This window comes from Paenibacillus qinlingensis (assembly GCF_013204845.1).
GTDB classification, from domain to species: Bacteria; Bacillota; Bacilli; order Paenibacillales; family NBRC-103111; genus Paenibacillus_E; species Paenibacillus_E qinlingensis.
In genome coordinates, this window is sequence record NZ_JABMKY010000002.1 from 528,244 (window position 1) to 548,488 (window position 20,245).

At 44.5% G+C, this 20,245-nt stretch carries 11 protein-coding genes; 2 read left to right on the forward strand and 9 right to left on the reverse strand.

Annotated features, from left to right (window positions below):
• Window positions 1-8 precede the first annotated feature (8 nt).
• From HQN88_RS05735 to HQN88_RS05775, 9 genes are all read right to left on the reverse strand, one after another.
• Window positions 9-1,931 (reverse strand): hypothetical protein, encoded by a 1,923-nt coding sequence (locus tag HQN88_RS05735; RefSeq protein WP_173109266.1) that lies wholly within the window; start codon window positions 1,929-1,931, stop codon window positions 9-11.
• A 163-nt stretch (window positions 1,932-2,094) separates the two neighbouring features.
• Window positions 2,095-2,394, reverse strand: coding sequence for a family 1 glycosylhydrolase (locus HQN88_RS05740; RefSeq protein WP_173109267.1), 300 nt, complete (start codon window positions 2,392-2,394; stop codon window positions 2,095-2,097).
• Window positions 2,395-2,924: 530 nt separating this feature from the next.
• Window positions 2,925-4,019 (reverse strand): Gfo/Idh/MocA family protein, encoded by a 1,095-nt coding sequence (locus HQN88_RS05745; protein WP_173109268.1) that lies wholly within the window; start codon window positions 4,017-4,019, stop codon window positions 2,925-2,927.
• A 21-nt stretch (window positions 4,020-4,040) separates the two neighbouring features.
• Entirely contained in the window at window positions 4,041-4,673 is a 633-nt protein-coding gene (locus tag HQN88_RS05750) for a ThuA domain-containing protein (protein ID WP_173109269.1), read from the reverse strand.
• Window positions 4,674-5,494: 821 nt separating this feature from the next.
• Window positions 5,495-6,265: a sugar phosphate isomerase/epimerase family protein gene (locus tag HQN88_RS05755; protein ID WP_173109270.1), complete on the reverse strand. Its 771-nt coding sequence runs from the start codon at window positions 6,263-6,265 to the stop codon at window positions 5,495-5,497.
• A 58-nt stretch (window positions 6,266-6,323) separates the two neighbouring features.
• Complete coding sequence (locus HQN88_RS05760) at window positions 6,324-12,500, reverse strand: right-handed parallel beta-helix repeat-containing protein (protein ID WP_173109271.1); 6,177 nt, start codon at window positions 12,498-12,500, stop codon at window positions 6,324-6,326.
• 161 nt (window positions 12,501-12,661) lie between these two features.
• Window positions 12,662-14,308, reverse strand: coding sequence for a type 2 periplasmic-binding domain-containing protein (locus HQN88_RS05765; protein WP_173109272.1), 1,647 nt, complete (start codon window positions 14,306-14,308; stop codon window positions 12,662-12,664).
• Between the two features lie 130 nt (window positions 14,309-14,438).
• Window positions 14,439-15,332: a carbohydrate ABC transporter permease gene (locus HQN88_RS05770; RefSeq protein WP_173109273.1), complete on the reverse strand. Its 894-nt coding sequence runs from the start codon at window positions 15,330-15,332 to the stop codon at window positions 14,439-14,441.
• Window positions 15,333-15,383: 51 nt separating this feature from the next.
• Window positions 15,384-16,283, reverse strand: coding sequence for an ABC transporter permease (locus HQN88_RS05775; RefSeq protein WP_173109274.1), 900 nt, complete (start codon window positions 16,281-16,283; stop codon window positions 15,384-15,386).
• A gap of 347 nt (window positions 16,284-16,630) precedes the next feature.
• Here HQN88_RS05775 and HQN88_RS05780 point away from each other — a divergent pair, with 347 nt between their 5' ends.
• Window positions 16,631-18,433, forward strand: a complete 1,803-nt coding sequence (locus tag HQN88_RS05780; protein WP_173109275.1) for a sensor histidine kinase — start codon at window positions 16,631-16,633, stop codon at window positions 18,431-18,433.
• A gap of 32 nt (window positions 18,434-18,465) precedes the next feature.
• A complete protein-coding gene (locus tag HQN88_RS05785) occupies window positions 18,466-20,154 on the forward strand; it encodes a response regulator transcription factor (protein WP_173109276.1) in 1,689 nt (562 codons plus the stop codon).
• The last annotated feature ends 91 nt before the right edge of the window (window positions 20,155-20,245 follow it).

Below are 20,245 nucleotides of genomic sequence, written 5' to 3' on the forward strand. Positions count from 1 at the left end.
AATGCATGTCAACTGCTCTTGCCAAAAAGAGCTACAACCTTTTCTAAAACCTCTTTATTAAACACTGCCACTCCATCAGAACGCACTTCGATTAAACCCACCCAAGGATTATAGGCATAAGGATTATGTCCAATTTCATACAATAACACGCCTGTCACTCTATCATCCCTCACAACAGCTTCGACGAATTCCGCCCGCAAATCATCCCCCTGTGCGATATAGCAATGAACCCACAGCGGTTTGCGCAATGCCGCTACCCGGTCCTTAATCTGTGTAGATAATGTGTTTCGATAGGTGCCCCAATTATAATCCTTGATTGTAATCTCATCAGCAAGCTCGATCAATTTCTCCCAGTTCGGAAGAACCTTCGGCATTGCCCAGAAGCCTAGTTCACCAAATGAACTGGATATTTGCGGGTTTTCATAGCAATCGTGGAAGTGGATCTGAACGATTTTATGATGCTCATGCAGCACATGCGCGGCATCAGTGACAAATTGCAGATAAAAATCCCCCCGGATCCTCATCACATTGAGCGGATCTGCTTGTTCCGTCAGGATATCTATGCCGTATTCTTTGCGATAAGCTTCTACAATCGGTTCATTATAGCCGTAGTTCACATAATCACTAACCATACCCGAGTGATTCTGAAGTCGAAAATCCACGCCATCGATACCAACCGCTATCAATTTCTTCACGACATCCAACCAATATTCCCGCACTTCCGGATAGGCTTCGCAATGGGTGCCTTTCATATATTTCATCTTTCCCCTTGCAATTCCGTAGCAGGTGCCTCCCATCCAACCTTTGCCCCAGATACCTGCTCCATACCATTCGAATTCAAACCCATTGCGTTTGAAAAGCGACTTAGCTCCGCTATTACTGCCAGAACCAGCACCATCTTTGATAGGATACGTAGTATCAAACCATTTCTCGGTTCCAGGTGAGAATGGTTGGAACGAATCAGCAGCATCGCTGCCTGCATCATGGCATGCTTTCTTGTCCTCATGAGTTACTGCCTCGTTTCGTACATAAGGTGTGCAGGTCACCGGAATCTCGCCCAGATCGCCATACACACGAATCATTGAATACGGAATCATCACTACCTGTTCCTGCTCCATTTCCATGGTTATTGCCAGATAGCTAGCATCCGAAGGAATATTCAGCTTAGTAATGTGCACTTCCCGACTTCTCTTCGGTTCATCAAACAAGGGCAATCCGTTGGCATCAAATAGAGGCTTGACAACCACTTCCTCACGTATTTCCAAGCTTCCTTCATATAGCTGATAAGTTCCGTTATCGACACTCGTCCACAATTGAAGTCCCGTCATCGGATAATTAATCAGGCTAACGTCCGGTTTAGAGGCATATACATCCGACCGATCATAGCCCATTCTTTCTTCAACTTGATCCAAACAAAAGCTTAGTGTTAAACGCGTAATGGGCTGAGCGATCAATTGCTCATAATTAGGGATAGGCTTACGCATCACTCGCATGTTCCCATGGTCAGGCAGAAATGAGTCCAATCCTACGCGTTCTCCCCCGATGCAAGAAAGGGAACGGTTCTTGAACGAAGCCTGTTTTCCATGAGGAATCGTATAACCGCCTCCGCCTTCGTAGGGTTTCATAACAGCAAAGGCCTCCATGCCTACTCGATGCGCTTCATATATATGTTCAAAAACAGGATCTCCTACAGATAGAATAGATTCTATGCTGTAATTACCCGCTTGATTATCTGGATTCATCAAGCTCAGCCACGGATTACTGTACATAGGATATCCGGGCAAGGAGATCACAAGGTAAACGCGTCTGTAGCCGAGTTGGGCAAGCAGCTCCATTTTATTGCGAATTGAACCATAGCGATAAGGTACACCGCATAAATCTGGAAAAATATCGATGACCGGTGCAACATTCTTGGGAAAGCCTATACTCATATGAACTCCATCCCTACCTTGATTCAGTTTATAGTAACCGCTTTCACAAGCGGCCTACCTCTATTATAAATCTTGCTTCGACCCTGATCATTTAAAAAATATGCACTAAAACATCAAATTTTAAATAAGCCCGCTCCTGATCCATCCGCTTCTATCTTAATAATTATTCGAAATTATCCTTCAGACACCAATGCATACAGCCCAATATCTCGTATCCTTCCGTGATACAATCATGACCCCCTTTCAAGGCACGATTGATAAAAGCAACACGACGGATATCATCATCCGTACCTACGCCATTTTCAGTAATCATCATCGGCATCTTCAGATTCTCGCTTACAAAGCGGACAACAGCCGCAAGCCCTTCTGGGTAATATTCATTCCCCATTTGTGTTGTCTCTGCATCTTCTGGAATAGGGAGAAGGCCATCATGTTCATACACGGCACGTGTATAGTTTTGCAAACCGAAAAAGTCATCCTCTTTCAATTAGGAAACAAATTGAAGAAACTCCTCTTGCCATACCGCCTTCGCGTTCTCTTCTCCACCAGGCGCACTTTGAATGTTATATATGGCACAATAGGTGAAAAAAAGAGGCTGTCCCAAAAGTCAGTTTTAGACTTTTGAAAGAGCCTCTTTTTTTCATTAATGACAGATGAATAATAAACCTGCTTCTCGCAGAATAACTGGATTTTCTCCATCTAATTGAAGCGGATTTCTCAATTTCGAAAGATTAACTGTATTTCCTGTAGGTAAATTCCTTCGATTTGCTCATTTCTCAAAATTATGTAGAAACGAAATGTACTTTTCCATCTAATCACGAAACTACCTCAGATTGGAGCAAATTAGCTGTAGTTTATACATCTAAACACAAATCGGCAGTCACCTTACGTTTGCAAGCCACAAATCAACCTCAAACCATGCAATTCTACGCCGTATCCTCGTTTGCTTTCTCAGGTTTGTCTTTGGTGACAGCCCCTTTAGCCTGTTGTTATTTACAACACCGTTTGTGGATTCAATGCAGTTGGCTTCTCACAGCTGCTTTTCATCACATAATGCTGTCCCGCATCCGAAGCATCGTGGAAACCATGCATCGCTTCGAGCACATGGTACGCTAACTCACCATTCGCACGGTGTGCGGAGCTGTCTCCTGTGATGAGCGCCTGCGCCATAGCCGCAACGCCAAGTCCACGGTTTGGGTCTTTGTAACCGTGTGATAGCGGAATCGGCTCCCAATCGGAACCGTTTTTGCGAATCATCACCTGTCCGCCGAACGTATTGGGGTCAGGTACCCGCAAGGATCCGTGGCTGCCATAGATTTCGATATTCGGTAACTGCGTGCCGGCCATGATATCGAAACTAGTAATCATCGTAGCAATCGCACCGCTATGGAAATCAATCAAACCAGTCACATGCGTAGGCGTGTCTACCTTGATTTTCTGACCACGTTTTTTCTCACTGGAGATCGTTCGTTCAGGAAAGGATATAGCTGTAGAACCTGTCACGCGACGAATTGGTCCCAGCAGCGCTACCAATGCTGTTAGGTAGTATGGACCCATGTCGAACATCGGACCGCCACCTTTGGCATAATAAAACTCCGGATCTGGATGCCAATGTTCATGTCCTTTCCACATCATGAATGCTGTAGCAGCAATAGGTGTACCAATCCAGCCATCCTCAATCAGTTTCACGCACGTTTGAATGCCGCCACCGAGGAACGTGTCTGGCGCACTGCCGATCAACAACCCATTGCGCTTCGCCACTTCCAAAATCTGTTGACCCTCTTCACGTGTTACAGCAAGCGGTTTCTCAACATAAACGTGTTTACCCGCTTCAAGAATTTGAATACATACTTCTGCATGAACCGCAGGAATGGTTAAATTGATAACAATATCCACCTGAGGGTCACCTAACAATTGTTCTACGGTGTAAGCATACGGAATCGCAAATTCCTCGGCACGTGCTTGCGCACGACTCACATCAATATCCGCACAAGCGTAAAGCTCCAGATGCGCATAACCAGGAATGTTTTTCATATAAGCTGCACTAATGTTCCCACAGCCAATAATACCAACCTTCATCTTGTTCATCGTCTTACTTCCCCTTTTTGACTAGCGCGTTGCCCATAGCAGTCCGCGTCGCATTAATTCCAATGTTTCTGGCATACGCACAATGTCAGCTTGATGCCCCAGTGAGTTATAGTACACTTTGCCTGCGCCGAATGTTTTTGTCCACACAACTGGCATCTCGACATCATCGAAGTCTGTCGCCGCATGCACTTTGATCGCCGGGTCAACATGCATATAATATTTCTCCGAAACGACGACGAAATCTCCGATGCCCGCAGTCAATGGCTGCTCGCTATCTTTGATACGAACCGTGTACGTAACGCCACCATTGCCTGGATGAGCCACCCATTGGCCGCCAACCATGTATTGATACTCCACTTCGTTTCGGAAAGAATCCCCCATGCCTCCGTGACAACCTGCAATGCCTGAACCGCCTACTTTAACTGCGTGAATGAGAGGCATCAGCTGCTCTTTTTCAATTTGCCCCATCGTCCACACAGGAACGATGAGATCAACACGCTTTAATCGCTCCTCATCACGGAAGCTGTCCAACGTATTCGAAACTTCCACAGCGTAATTCTCTTCCCGCAGCAAACCTGCAAAAATCCCCGCAACCTCCTCGGGTTGATGACCTTCCCAGCCACCCCATACAATCAAAGCTTGTTTCTGACTCATCGCAAACCACTCCTCCCATATCTTAGACTTCGCTAATTTTCACCCAACGACGCTGCGCGATCGATTGATCCACAATAAAGGCATCCATAGTAACCGCTTTCACTAGCAGCCTACCTCTATTATAAATCTTGCTTCGCCCCTGATCATTTAAAAAATATGTACTAAAACATCAAATATTAAATAAGCTCTCTCCTGATCCATCCACTGCTTCTTGAATTTGAAAGCATAGTTGTGGAATCCAAATTCCAGTGGGGCTGTCCCAAAAGACAAACCTGAGAAAAGGAAACAAGGATACGGCGTAGAATAGTAGCTGGTTTAAGGGGTCAGTTTGTGGCTTGCGAACGCAAGGTGACTGCCGATTCGTGTTTAGATGTATAAACTACAGATAATTTGCTCCAATCTGAGCTAGTTTCGCGATTAGATGGAAAAATACATGGAATTTGTATATCATTTGAAGAATCGAGCAAATGGAAGGAATATAACTACAGGAAATACAGTTAATCTTTCAATTTCAAGAAATCCGCTTCAATTAGATGGAGAAAATCCAGTTAGATTGTGAAAGGCAGGTTCATTAGCTCAACTGTTATTGAGAATAACTTCTATCGAAGTCCATCAAGGATGTGCGACCGCGTATTTAAGGTAGTTTTTATCGCCAATTATCAAGATGTTTTCGGGTACCGAAAACTTATACTTTCTAATGTGGTAACAAAAAGAGGCTGTTTCGAAAAGTCTGAACGGACTTTTGAGACAGCCTCCTCCTAGTTCTCAAGCCAAGCACAATTACCGCTTATGAGATCGGCTCATTGAATCCAATGAATGAATTATAGGTCTTCTCCAAGTCTATCCGCTATTCGGTGCAAGTTCGTTAAACTAAGCTTCACGCAGTCCATGGGGTTGCCTTGGCACACATCCTGCTCCACAATGTACCAGGCAACGCCATTCTGCTCTCCCCATATCAAAATAGGATCGAAATTGATTACACCGGTGCCAATTTCCGCAAACGTCCGACTCTCATCGTCCCTCATATCTTTCAAATGTATCGTTGGCATCCGACGGCTGTACACACCAATAAATGCTGCCGGATCTTGCCCGGCTTTCGCCACCCAATACACATCAACTTCGGCCAATACGGCATTATCAGCAGAAGGCTCCAGTATAAATTCCAACGCATTTTTTCCATTAACAATTGTCTCAAACTCGAAAGCATGGTTGTGGAAGCTGAGCGTAAAACCACCCGGTTGTATCTTCTTCGCAATATCATTTAATTGAGCGTGAAATTGCTGGAATCCCTCCTCGTTCCGTAGCTCATGGGGCACAGTAGGGCAGATTAATGTTGACGTATTCAATCGTCTTGCTTCCGTTAGCACGCTCTCTAGTTCACTGCATAAACGCTGGAAAGAAACATGCATACCTGCCGTTTGTAGGCCTGTTTCTTGCAGCACTTCGGCAATCGCTTCTGCCGAATAACTGTGCAGACCCGCCAGTTCAACCCCTGCCCAGCCCATACTCTTCAGTTCTCTTAGTACGCCCGGAAAATCTTGTTCGCATTCGTTACGCAGGGTATATAGTTGTATAGCAAATTTCTGTTTCATAGTATAGTCCGCCTTCTCTATGATTTAGTAGGGTTATTCCCGATTCCGTGGAAGGTGTCTAATCAGTCGCTCGAAGTTTGGCTATGCCATTGGCCTCCTGCAGCACAATTCCGAAATACCCGGATTCCAAGATCGGATCCGTCGTATCTACATAATCAAATACCGTTACACCATCGATCTTAAATAAAACACGAACTGTTCCGCCGGATTCATTCAATGCTCCCAGTTCTACGTTGTACCATTGTCCAGAGGTTAGAATTACATCATTATTAGGTACGACAGCTAGATTTCCATAGCTGACCCCACCTTTACGCTTTTGCAGCTCCAACTGGTCGCCCTTAATGACAATAAAATAAGAGTCCGTGTTTGCGACTTTGGTTGCTATGACATCTTTGCTGGATTGTCTTATTACAAAACCATTCCATTGCACCAAATCCTCCAAATAGAAATTAAATGTCAGGATTTCGCGAAGATCGACCTTTTCCGTATACACAATCTCAGTAACACTGCCTGTAACCCCCATAGATAATTCATTTACGTTTTGGGTAACAGCTATACGGGGCGGCACGGCATCACCGGTTTCACGCCATTTAACCTGATCGGTATCGAAAGTCCGGAAGGCAATATTCCTGTGGGTAACTGCTTCCTGTATCGCCTGCCATAGTGTTTCGGTTGCCGTGTTCACTTCCTCTTGCAGCTTGAACTCCGCATCTGCCAAAATCACCTCAGCATCAACAATTGCGGCCTCAAGTGCAGACTTGGCACCAACTACGTATTGCCCAGGGTCAATTCCTTCCTCTATTGTTCCCACTAAAGCCACAGCTTGGGTAATTGCGAGTTCCAAATTAGCCGTGTCGGCTTTGTTTGCTGCCAAATATTCCTCAAATGTCATTGTCATAAATGAATACACTTGGCTGTGGCTGACCGGTGTACGTATTCGAGAATTTGCATACGTAGCAGCTGTAACCGTCCAATAATAGGTGTGGTCATATTGGAAATAATCATCGTTTGCCAACCGATGGAAAGCCTTTTCTGTATCCATAACTTTCACGTTTTGCGTCAATTCTTCGTCCGTGGCCACGGTAACAAAGTAATGGTCTGCTCCAGCCGCTGGGGTCCATTGCAGCAAGACATCACCTGAATACACTTCCCCATGACTGCCATTAATCGGACCATACTGGTTGAAGTCTCCTATCCCCCTTTTGGTTCCGATAATTCCTATTTGCTCGAATGGAATCGGGTTATACGCGAACTCCAGCTCCATGCCACTCTTCAGGGAAAAGTCTCCATTAACAGAGTCGACAAAAGGATCTATATCCGTAACCAAATTAGGTTCTACCGTATGATTGGTTCCGTTGGCGATAATATTTTTGTGATCATAGGATATATTCCCGATAAATGCGTTGCCACTGGCTTTTACAAGCTCACGTTCCTTGGCCGTTATTACATAAGCACTGCCCAGAGTTGCACGTTCGGCTAGTACCTCCTGCATCTTATCGTAATAGTCACACAGCGCAGGCTGTCTACTTCTCAAGGCAGCTTTTGCTGTGCTTGACATACTTTGATACAGGTTATAACTAGATTGCAAAAGTGGTGCACGTAGTAGACGCTGTGGCAGTGTAAAGTGGTCAAAATTAGAGCTTCCCCAGATGGAGGCAATTGAATTTGACCTGCCATGCATGACGATGTTATTCGTCACTACATTGTCTCCACCAGAATTTGTGAAAAATCCAGTGGGAATGTTATTCATGACATTTCCGTATACATAATTCTCAGAGGAGCTTTCATCAAAATAAATGCCATGCGGATTGTAGCTCTCTGATGAAATACCGATGTCATGAATATAGTTGTAGCGATAATGATTGCCTTTAGACACTGGGAAGCCTATGGCGTAAATTGCCGCGCTATCATAAGTTTCTACGGGTCCGCCGACAATCTCGTTATACTCGACGATTGACTCGTTGACATTGGTGGTATAGATGCTGACACCGTAAGTGCCTTGAATCAAATTGTGCGAGACTACATTGCCTACGCCATTTAAGTGAACATATCCATACTCGGGATTGAGTCGGCCGGTATTGTAAATATAGGTGTTTTGCAGAAAGTTATGATCCGGCGTGTAATCAAAATAATCGGAATCGGTTGTAAAACTCGCCGGATTATTCCCGGTATCGTGTATGGTGGATTTGATTAATCCGCTTTCCTTGCCGGCAATAACGACACCTGTTTGTGCAATATACTGTACGGTGCTATTCTGGACAAGCGTCTTGTAGTTGTTGTTATCCATGACAATCCCGTTTTTACCGCCGTATTCAATAATTAAGCCATTTAATACGACATTCCGTGTCCCTTTTAATTGCACAATATCATGAGGTTTGGACACAAAGGTCACTTTTGCAGAGGTTAAATCGTGAATCGGATACATATACAAAAGTCCATTCACCGTATCAAGAAAGAACTCGCCAGGTACATCCATTTCCTCAAGCACATTATAATAATAGTAAGTCTGATCGGGGCCGCTTATTGCACCGAGAGTAGTCCCCCCAGCCAGCTTAATACTGGATGAACTTTGCTTAATGTCGGAAATACGCAGATTTCGTGTATCCCATTCCGCAAACAATGATCCATTCAGCCAAACGTTGTCTTTATCCAGCCACTTAAAGGGTCTATTATTCCCCTCAATAAATTCAATGCCTGTAGAACTCGCATTCGTACCTTGAGCAAAACTGCTGTAACTGGCTGTTACTGGCCCAATATCGAGCACCTTTCCAAGTGGAAGCTTGGTAACATTGGGATAACGAGCCAACCTCATCGCCTCGCCGTCCATGAATACCTGGTAAGTCGGACCACCAGGCCGGCCAGATACGATAGAGCCGTAGTCAGTAATGCCAAGTGCTCGCAAATCAGCCACGACAATATGATCCGAAGCAGCTGGAGCCAATCTTTCTCTTACCGACTCATCTGTTACAGAAGAGAAGTTGTTGCCACTTATTTCGATACCACTTGCGATATGCACTTCTTCATTCATGTATGCGCTCAGGATCACAGACGCTTCGTCGGTTCCAGAATGCTGCTCGCCCAGCACAATGGGTTCTTCTGTGATATAAGTACCTCCACGCAAATAGATCACAATCCCTTTAACGTTCAAACTGGACCGAATCAAGGGAATGTAGCTCAATGCCTTTTGAATCGTAAGCAATGGCGCTAATTTACTGCCACTATTGGTGTCGCTTCCGTTAGGTGCAACATAAATCTCTACTTCGCCTTGAACTACCGCAGGTACAATGACGTTGGCAGCTTCCGCAGCGTCACCAAGCTCCTCTAACCGCTGTTCATACCGATCGAATACAGACTCGCCGTCCATCACAGCATTATAGTTTGCCGGCAACCCCAAATCGACGTTAAGCGGCAAGCCATCCGTTCCTCTCTGCCCAATCGAGAAACCATCGTCGGACAATCGCCAGCGGGCATCAGTTGACGCATCGCCTGGTTGATAACCTAATGAATACTGAAACGGAATCTGCAAGGCAAACAGATTGGCTGTACCGTATGGAGCGGTGATAAGCGGTACATCCAGCACATACTGATCTTGCGTCTTCAACACCGAAAGTCTTATCGCCGGCAATGTACCGGGATTAAACTCCAGCTTCAGGCGGCTATCGTCCGTCAGCTTTAGACCGTCCAAGCTGCTCCAAAAAGCCGCATTCGCACTACCCAACTTCAAGTAAGAATGGCTCAACTTCAGCACATCTGCATTTCCCAGCGTACTCCCCGGACTTGCTAATGCTGCTTCATTCCCGAACCCGTTCAGCACCACGGTTCTTTCTCCAACGACATTCGCTCCCGTTGCTGAACCATAAATAGATCCTGCTGAGGCATTACTATAGACAGCGACCGTCACATTTCCATACAAGGTTGGCGTATAGGACATATTGCTGCCGCTCGGAGGCCGAACATATGGATTGGCTCCATATACAGCAGTTGTCACCGTTCCACCTTTGATGTTGATTTCAACACCTTCATAAACGGTCCCCTCTTTATGAGCCCCATAGATATTGCCTGCCGTTCCCCCGTTCATGTCTATCTTCACGCTTTTCTGGTGAGGATTATCTGTATTCCCCAACCCCGTTCCGAAAATGTTGCTCACGGTCCCTCCATCCATGGTGATGCGGCTGTTGTAATTCTTCGCCCGCAGGATCACACCTTGATAGAAGGAACCGCCTCCGTATACATTGTCGTATTTCCCACTTTCAATCCTGATCGATGTATGGTTGATCGGGGTTGCGAGTCCGACATCCGCATTCGTCCCACCATAGATATCCTTTACAACCCAATTCCCCGCCGCACTGGAGCTGATGCCTTTTCCAAAGTGGATCGCATGGTATCCTCCAAACAACGTCGCCAGCGCTGAGGAGACGACGAGTTTCTCCAGCTTCGTGTCGCCAAATAGATGCAGTACTTTGTTGTTAAACGCCAAACTCCCGGTTGATGTGTAATCCTCCTCATCGTATTGGCTTGTAAGCACGACTAGCCCCTGATGAGCCGGTAAAGCGTAGGCATCTGCCCTGTTCGCCGGTTTCGCCAGCCCAGTGTCACTTGAAATCGATACAGGTCCGGCAATGACGATCACCGCCTTTTCACCCTCTTTCAAGGAACTGGCAAATGCTCCGTACGCCTCTGACAAGTATTGAAAAGCATCATTCCGTGACGTGCCGTCTTCATCCCCTGATCCCACGCCATCGACATACACCACGTAATCTGCTGGCGAGTCGGAAGGGTCGGAGCTTTGAGACAATTGCCAACGGGCATCGGTTGACGCATCGCCTGGTTCATAACCTAATGCATACTGGAAAGGAGTCTGTAGGGCAAACAGATTGGCTGTACCGTATGGGGCGGTGATAAGCGGTACATCCAGCACATACCGTGCTTGCGTCTTCAACACCGAAAGTCCTAGCGCCGGCCATGCACCGGGATTAAACTCCAACTTCAGGCGGCTATCATCCGTCATCTTTAGACCGTCCAAGCCGCTCCAAAAAGTTGCGTTCGCACTTCCCAACTTCAAGTAGGAGTGGTTCAGCTTCAGCACATCTGCATTTCCCAGCGTACTCCCTGGACTTGCTAATGCTTCTTCAGTCCCGAACCCGTCAAGCACCACTGTTCTTTCTCCGACGACATTCGCTCCCGTTGCTGAACCGTAAATAGATCCTGCTGTTGCATTTTGATAGACAGCGACCGTCACACTTCCAAACAAGGTTGGCGTAAATGACATGTTGCTGCCGCTTGGAGGACGGACATATTGATTGGCACCATATACAGCAGCTGTCACCGTTCCACCTTTGATGTTGATTTCAATACCTTCATAAACCGTTCCCTCTTTATGGGCCCCATAGATATTGCCTACCGTTCCCCCGTTCATGTCAATCTTCACGCTTTTCTGGTGAGGATTATCTGTATTCCCCAACCCCGTTCCGAAAATGTTGCTCACGGTCCCGCCATCCATGGTAATGTGGCTGCTGTAATTCTTCGCCCGCAGGATCACACCTTGATAGTAGGAACCACCTCCGTATACGTTGTCGTATTTCCCGCTTTCAATCCTTATCGATGTATGATTGATTGGGGTTGCGAGTCCGACATCCACATTGGTCCCACCGTAAATATCCTTTACAACCCAATTCCCCGATGCATTGGAGTTGATGCCTTTTCCAAAGTGAATCGCATGGTATCCCCCAAACAATGTCGCCAGCGCTGAGGAGACGACGAGATTCTCCAACTTCGTGTCGCCAAATAGATGGAGTACCTTGTTGTTAAACGCCAAGCTCCCGGTTGATGTGTAATCCTCCTCATCGTATTGGCTTGTAAGCACGACTAGCCCCTGATGAGCCGGTAATGCGTAGGCATCTGCCCTGTTCGCCGGTTTCACCAGCCCTGTGTCATTTGAAATTGATACGGGTCCGGCAATGACGATAACCGCCTTTTCACCCGCTTCCAACGAACTAGCAAATACTCCGTATGCCTCCGACAAGTATTGAAAAGCATTATTCCGTGTCGTACCGTCTTCTGCCCCTGATCCCACGCCATCGACATACACCACGTAATCTGCTGGCGATTCGGAAGGGTCTGAATCATCGGCATATAGGGCGGCTGGAAAAAGTTGAAGCACTAGTATCCATGTCAGCAAAATGCTAACAATCCGTTTGTTTACACGCATTCTCATTCTAATTTGGTGATCTTTCATCAATATTCCCTCCCAAATATAAAAATGGAGGAAGTGAAGATACTTATTCTCCACTCCCTCGGCTGTTTACAAAAGTTATTTCACTGCATTATAAGCTTCCGTATATACGGCAATAACATAATCACCACCTTGCTTATGCCAGCTCTCAATCGCTGCTTAAGTTATTTGTTCCAACGATCGAAGGCCGCTTGGTAAACGTCGATCAGATCTTTTGAACCGATTTTCTGCAAGGTAGCAATATACTCATCCCATTTGGAGATAGGTGTCTCTCCATAAATGAATTTCGCTTCTAGCTGTTCAGCATAAGTTTTGAGATCAGTTTGAATTTTATTGACTTTTTCCGTCTCCGCTGCCGTCAGAAAGACATTTGGATAAATTGGTTTTCCGTAAGGAATCTGGTTGTTCACGATATTCTGAGTTAAGAATATCGAATCTGGCGCTTCCTTATTATTGACTGAGAACTGATCTGTATATGTCAAGCTCATATTGGTCACGAACTTCGAACGATAGGTATAGCTGTCAATATCTGCAGGATTCTTAAATTGCCATGTGTTATCGCTGTTCTTTACAACGCCAGCATCTTGTCGCAGCACACCCACATCAGGACCAAAGCGAATGGACATACCTCCTTCTGGCGTATAGGCATAATCAAATATACGCATGGTAGCTTCAGGGTTTTTATTTTTGGATGTAATGGCCATTGAACTAAGTCCACCTAGCGTTACAATGCGTTGGACAGGCCACATTTTCGTATTATTTTGAGGACTAGTTAGTGGCGGAAAGCTCGGATAATCGGTATATTTCTCTGCACCTACGGAAAGAACTGGTGCTGCATCAAAGAAGAAACCCACTAGTCCTTGCTGCGCTTTTCCTCGGTATGCTTGAATATTCTGTGTATAGTATTCCGGATCGATCAAGCCTTCTTTGAACAGCTTATTCATAAAGATCAAATATTCTTTATATTCTGGCTGTTGTGGTGCATAAATGACCTTGTTGCCCGTTTTATCTAAGGTAATGCCATTCCATGACCCTTCTACCAATCCAAGAGCACTTAGGACAATCATGCTCAGCGGGTTTGCTGTACTGCCCGAGGCTGGAATTTCATCCGCTTTGCCATTGCCATTCGGATCCTTCTCTTTAAACGCTTTCAGAACCGTATAAAATTCGTCCAGTGTGGTAGGCATTTTCAAACCCAGCTTATCCAGCCATTGCTTATTAATCCAATACCGTCCTATTGAGGCTTCTCTTTTCACCGGATTAACACCGGGAAGCGCATATATGTTACCTTTGGGATCCGTGATCGACTTTTTGACATCGGGATTAGCGTCCAAAAACTTTTTAATATTCGGTGCATACTTGTCGATTAGTTCATTTAAGCGAATCAGTTGTCCCTGCTGCCCATAATTCAAAACATCAGTAGATGTAAATGCATTGTTTGTCATAAAGAAATCAGGCAATTCGCCTGCAGCAAAGGCAAGATTCTTCTTTTCATTCCATGAAGCGTCGTCCACTTCCGTTGCAACGATTTTTCCTCCCAGCTTCTCTTCCAGATGTTTAGAAATCCAGAGGTCCTGCCAAGCACCCTGATTTGCCGCTTTTTTGACCATAATCGTAAGCTGTATGTTTTCATTGGATATCGGAAACCCAGTTGCATTAACTTTAGTTTTGGGAGTCTCTGATGCTTGTTTCCCTGTATCCGTAGGCTTCGCGGTATTCTGACTCCCGTTTTCACTATTACTGCTGCATGCAGTTACAATCAAACTCATTGCTAATGCAAGTGCCATCGACGTTACAAACACCTTTTTCATTTTCGTCCACGCTCCATTTGATTTATTAAATACCTGTCAAACTTCCCCCGCTTTTTATTCCATACTTTTAGTTTTTTTTACATAGACGATCACTTCCCTTCATTCTCCACCAGCTCAACATCGTTTGCAACTATCCTTTGATCGCGCCAACTAAGAATCCCTTCATAAAATATTTCTGCAGGAATGGATAGACGATCAGCAGCGGAAGCGAGGAGACAATCACCAGACCATATTTCATAATCTCCGCCATGTACATCTGTTTCATCTGACTTTCCATTTGATCAGTGGTCATATTAAGCATATCGTTAACTTGATTAAGCACCAGAATTTCTCGCAGGATGAGCTGAAGCGGGTAAAGATCTCTATCTGACAAATAGATCAAAGCATCAAAAAATGAATTCCAATGAGAAACACCATAGAATAAAGCCATCACGGCAATAATTGGCTTCGATAATGGCAGCACGATACTCAGAAACAAGCGTGTATTCGAACAGCCGTCCATATGAGCGGATTCCTGAAGTTCAATAGGTATGCTTGTCTGAAAAAAAGTGCGTGTGATGATAATGTTCCACGTAAATGCCGCACTCGGCAGCAGCAAAGCCCAATAAGTGTTTACTAAGCCTAGCTTCTTAACGACTAGAAATGTAGGAATAAGCCCGCCATGGAAAAACATTGTAAACACCAATAATAGTGTAATAAAATTCCTGCCCACCAAATCCTTTCTAGACAATGAGTAAGCACAAGTTAGCGTAATGAACAGATTGATAACGGTACCGATAACTGTATAAAAAATCGTATTGCGGTAACCAACCCATAAGGGGTTAAATTCAAAGATCCGCTGATAGCCCTCGAAGGTCAGTCCTTTTGGCCAAAGCCAAACTTCCCCGAGACTAACCCTAATTGGATCGCTGACTGACGCAGACATAATGAAAATGATTGGATATAACACGCATGCCGTTATTAGCAGCAACAATATGTTATTGGCTTTGTTGAACAATTTATCTTTTCTCGTTTCGTAGAACACGTTCCCACTCCTCGCATCATCTATTTTAGAAGTTTAATTCAAGAGGCCACTTTACCAAAGGCTGTTTTGTTTCAAGCTTTTGGCTATTCGATTAACCATAACTAGGAGAATGAAATTGATTATGGAATTAAATAATCCAACTGCTGAAGCGAAGCTATACTGGGATTGTTGAATCCCTCTTCGATAGACATAGGTCGTAATAATGTCGGATGATTCCATATTGAGCGGATTCTGCATTAAATATATCTTTTCGAATCCGACGGACATTAAATTACCTACACTAAGGATAAGCAGGATGACAATCGTCGGAAAAATCCCAGGGATGTTGATGTACCAAATTCGCTGCATACGAGAAGCGCCATCTATGACAGCGGCTTCATTGATTTGCGGATCAATTGTCGCTAACGCTGCCATGTAGATAATGGAGCTCCATCCAGCAGTTTGCCAAACCCCGGAGAATACATAAATCGTTTTGAACCACTCCGGAGAAGTAAGGAATGGGATCGGACTGCCTCCCAAAAAATTAATTACCTTATTGATTAAACCGGTCTGCGGTGAAAGAAAAAAAGTTAACATGGATACAAGCACGATTGTAGAGATGAAATGAGGTGCATATGTGATGGTTTGCACTGCCTTTTTAAAACGTGCACTTCTCAACTCGTTCATCATAAGTGCCAAGATGATAGGTACTGGAAAACCAATGACCAACGAATACACGGTTATTTCGATCGTATTTCTGAATAACTGCCAAAATAAATATGAATTAACGAATTCACTAAAATGTTTAAGTCCTACCCATGAACTTCCCCAAATCCCTTGGGTAGTTACATAGTTCTTAAAAGCAATTTGCACACCATACATCGGCCAATAATGAAATATCGCAAAATACAATAAAGCGGGTAATAGAAAGATATATAATTCATAATTTTTGCTTAACGCTTTCCACTTCATCTCGTCGACTCCTCTTCCTGTAATAAAACGCTTTCAATAATTTGATTATAGGATGCGTTCCATTTGGGAAAATGCTAAATTTCTGCAATAAAACATCAAAAATTTTCACAACATATTAGGATCTTATGTGTAAATGAATTGTCCTAAAATTATGACCTCTTCGGATCATATAAATTTGATATTTAAGTACAAATATTTTATATCATCAGGGATGAAGCAACCTCTTTAATTAAGTTATAAAATAAATGAAAGCGATTTCTACTAACTGCCTGCTTTTCATCCATTCGTTGACGATCCCTTTTATATTCATTAGAATACAAATAATCCCCTAAGGCGGTGCTGCCCTCATGAGTAAGCAGACTAGAGCTAATTTAACCGAGTTTATCAAATTCATCAAAAGCCTGCTCCATTATTCCGCAAGCATCCAAGCAAAAATATTCATTACTTTCAGCATTATCGTCCTGCTCTCGATTGCAGCTATTTCTGTAACCACTTACCTTAATTTCTCTCGTACCATTGAGAAAAATGCGATTAACTATGTATCTGATTCGGTCAAGCATGCGAATGATAATTTCGAACTGATTTTCGAGGACATCAAGAAAATTAGTACGGTGATTGTGACGAACAAACCGAATGTCATAGATGCGATTACGAGCTTTAACGATCCTGTTTCATTTGAAGGCTTTCGCGAGAAGCAAGAGACAGAGAATTTCCTGTTGTCCTTAATCGCTTATAAGGCATCCATCTCGCGTATTGCCATCATTGGGTTAAATGGGAAAATATTCAACACCGGCAGTTCGTTAATCTTCAATTCTATTCTAGACCAGCCTTGGTTTGAAAGCGCCTCCTCCTCCAAAGACAACCAAATTCTGATTGATGCGCCCGCAGTCGGCAGCGTCTCCTTCACTCGTATCATTCGCCAGAATAATCGCCCCGTCGGCGTAGTTATCATTGATTTTGACAAAACTACGATTCAGCAGATGTTTGCGATCAATCCTGTTGAAGGCAGCTTGTTATATGTGGCCGATCCATTAGGTAATTTCATATTTCAACCAGAGCATGCTCAAGCGGAATCCACGATGCAGAACAGTCCGCTGTCGCCCTTCTATACACCGGTTAAATCCGTAACCTCACTTTCTAGTTCCGTCTTTGATCTTAACAACCATCGATATTTAGCAGTACGCTATCATTCCAACATTACCGGCTGGCTGACGCTTGGCTTAATCCCATACAATGCCCTGCTAAAAGATGCCTCAAGAATCCGCAGCCAAATCGGGCAGATCGTAGCACTCGTCTTTTTTGCAGTGCTGCTTGTCTCTATTGCGCTCTCTCGCCAAATTACGAAGAATATCAAGCATCTCAGCTTTACAATGAAGAAGGTACGTGAAGGGAATCTGCAAGCACGCCCTCATGTAGTGTCCAAGGATGAAATCGGCGGCTTGAGCGAAGGCTTTAACCTGATGATGAACAACATTACGACGCTGATGAAAGAAATAAAAATACAGGAGCAAGGTAAACGAGAAGCGGAGCTGTTTGCTTTGCAAGCCCAAATTCGACCGCATTTCATCTACAACACGTTAGGTACGATTAAAAATTTGGCACGCATGCAGAATGTGAAAAATGTCGAAGAATTGCTTGGTTCCTTTATCGAATTACTTCGGATGACACTTGGCCACACCACGGAAATCATTACAATTCGTGAAGAATTGGATTATTTAAGAAGCTATATTCATATTCAAAAATACAAGTATTTGGATCGTATTACGGTCATGCTTCAGGCGGAGGAAGAAATTTTGGATTGTCAGACTCTGAAGCTCGTGTTGCAGCCGATCCTTGAAAATGCGATGATTCACGCCCTCGGTCAGTCTAACAAGAATTTGTTCATTACCATCCGCATCTACAGCGAGCTGGGTCGGGTAAAGTTCGAGGTGACCGACAATGGCATCGGCATGACACCTGAACAAATCGAACGAGTTTTGGAGTCTTCCGAGCATGATGAAAGCTTCAACGGCATTGGGATGAAAAACGTTAATGAACGCATCCGCAGAACCTTTGGCAATGAATACGGCATCGCTATCCTGAGTGAACTGGGCATGTACACAACGGTGGAGTTTACGATACCCGAAATGAGAAAAAGCAGTAAGGCATAGATAGCAGTAACTATTAAAAAGGGGTGTTGCTCATGTATACTCGGGTCATGATTGTCGATGACGAGCTGCTGGCTAGAAACCAACTGTGTGCCATGATTGATTGGGAAGAATATGGGTATGTGCTTTGCGGGGAGGCCGAAGATGGACTGAAAGCCCTGGAATTGATTAAGGAGTTACAACCGCATATTGTGTTAATTGACATCAATATGCCGTTAATGGACGGCGTTGCTTTATGCCAATATGTTAGCGAGCATTACAAAGCCGTAAGTACAATCATTTTAAGCAATTTCGACAATTTCGATTATGTCCGCGATACTCTGAACAGCGGGGCTGTCGACTATTTATTAAAGCATCGGCTGGATCCAGAAAGCTTACTGGATGTACTGGAACGCGCTTCTAATAAGCTTGGGAAAAGCCCTAATACAGAAAATACGCATGACTCTGCAGGGAAACTGGAAGAACGGAAAGCATCTACCGCTGATTTGGAGTCTGTGATCCAGCAGTTAGCGCAAAGTGACGGTTCTGCTTTAATGGATGAAGCCGCTGCAGCGATTCTTAAGCCCTATACGAAGAATACAGTTGTCCTCGTCATGCAAATGCTGCATAACGTTATGCTGGCCGAGAAGCATATAGGGGAGGACCGCAGTATGTTCATCCGTTCCATTCTAGAGCTTTGCCGACAGCTGATCGGCGATGTACATAAAGGCTGTGTTGCTTACACGGGGCATGGTTCGCTTGTTTTTATTTTATCTTATCCGGAATACCGCAGCGAAACGCCAATCCTTCAATCGATACAAACCTTTGCCGACAAGGTAAGTCAAACCCTGCAGATGATCTATACAGTTTCTGTTGCCTTCGGACATAGTCCAGTATGCCATCAGATCGACAAGCTGCCCAGCTATTATCGGCACGCATGTGATGCAATGGATCGCAAGATCACGCATTTACAGTCTGAACCAGTTGTTCGAGCTCCTGGTACAGGGGGTGGTGGAACGGGCTTTGCAGCTGCATCTCCTGCAGGCTACAATTCAAATCACGCTAATTCTATAGGCTCCACGCCAATGATGGCACTTACCATCCGTCAAGAGAAAGAGTTGCTTGCTTCCATTCTCATTTGCAATACCTCCCAAATCGATGCCATTATCGATGAAGTGTTTATTGCTTTTACGGCTCGTTCCAGCGGGTTTCCTCAGCTCACCTTTCTTATCGAAGAAATGATCAATCTTGCTCACCGCGTGGGCAAAAAAATAGGTGCAGACGTGCACTGGATTTCCGTGACTACAGACAGCAGCCTGCCTAAAAGCAGCCATTTGCCTGAAATCCAGATTTGGATCAAAGCACTTTACCATCGACTCGTCGAAGACATCAAACGGCTGCAGACCCAAGGGAAATATTCCAAAAACGTCGAAGAAGCCATGAAGCTGATTCATGAGCATTATTTACAGGGCATAACGCTGGAGGAAGCAGCAGTCACAATTGGGATCACCCCCTCCTATCTAAGCCGCATATTCAAAGAGGAAACCGGCAGGAGCTTCACTGAATCCATCAATCATTTCAAAATAGAGCTCAGCAAGCAATATATAGAGAATGGCAACCAGAAGTTCAAAGAAATGTATTCTCGTATCGGCTTCAACAATTATAGTTATTTTTTCAAAGTGTTCAAAGACATAGTGGGAGAAACTCCGCACTCCTATGCGAAGAAGTATTTGAAAAATAAGTAAGTAGTGGGCTTACCAACCTCAACAAGAAGAAATCCAACACAACGAGGTACGCTGCCAAGTTGATCTTAAAGAGAAAAGCCAGTTGCAATAG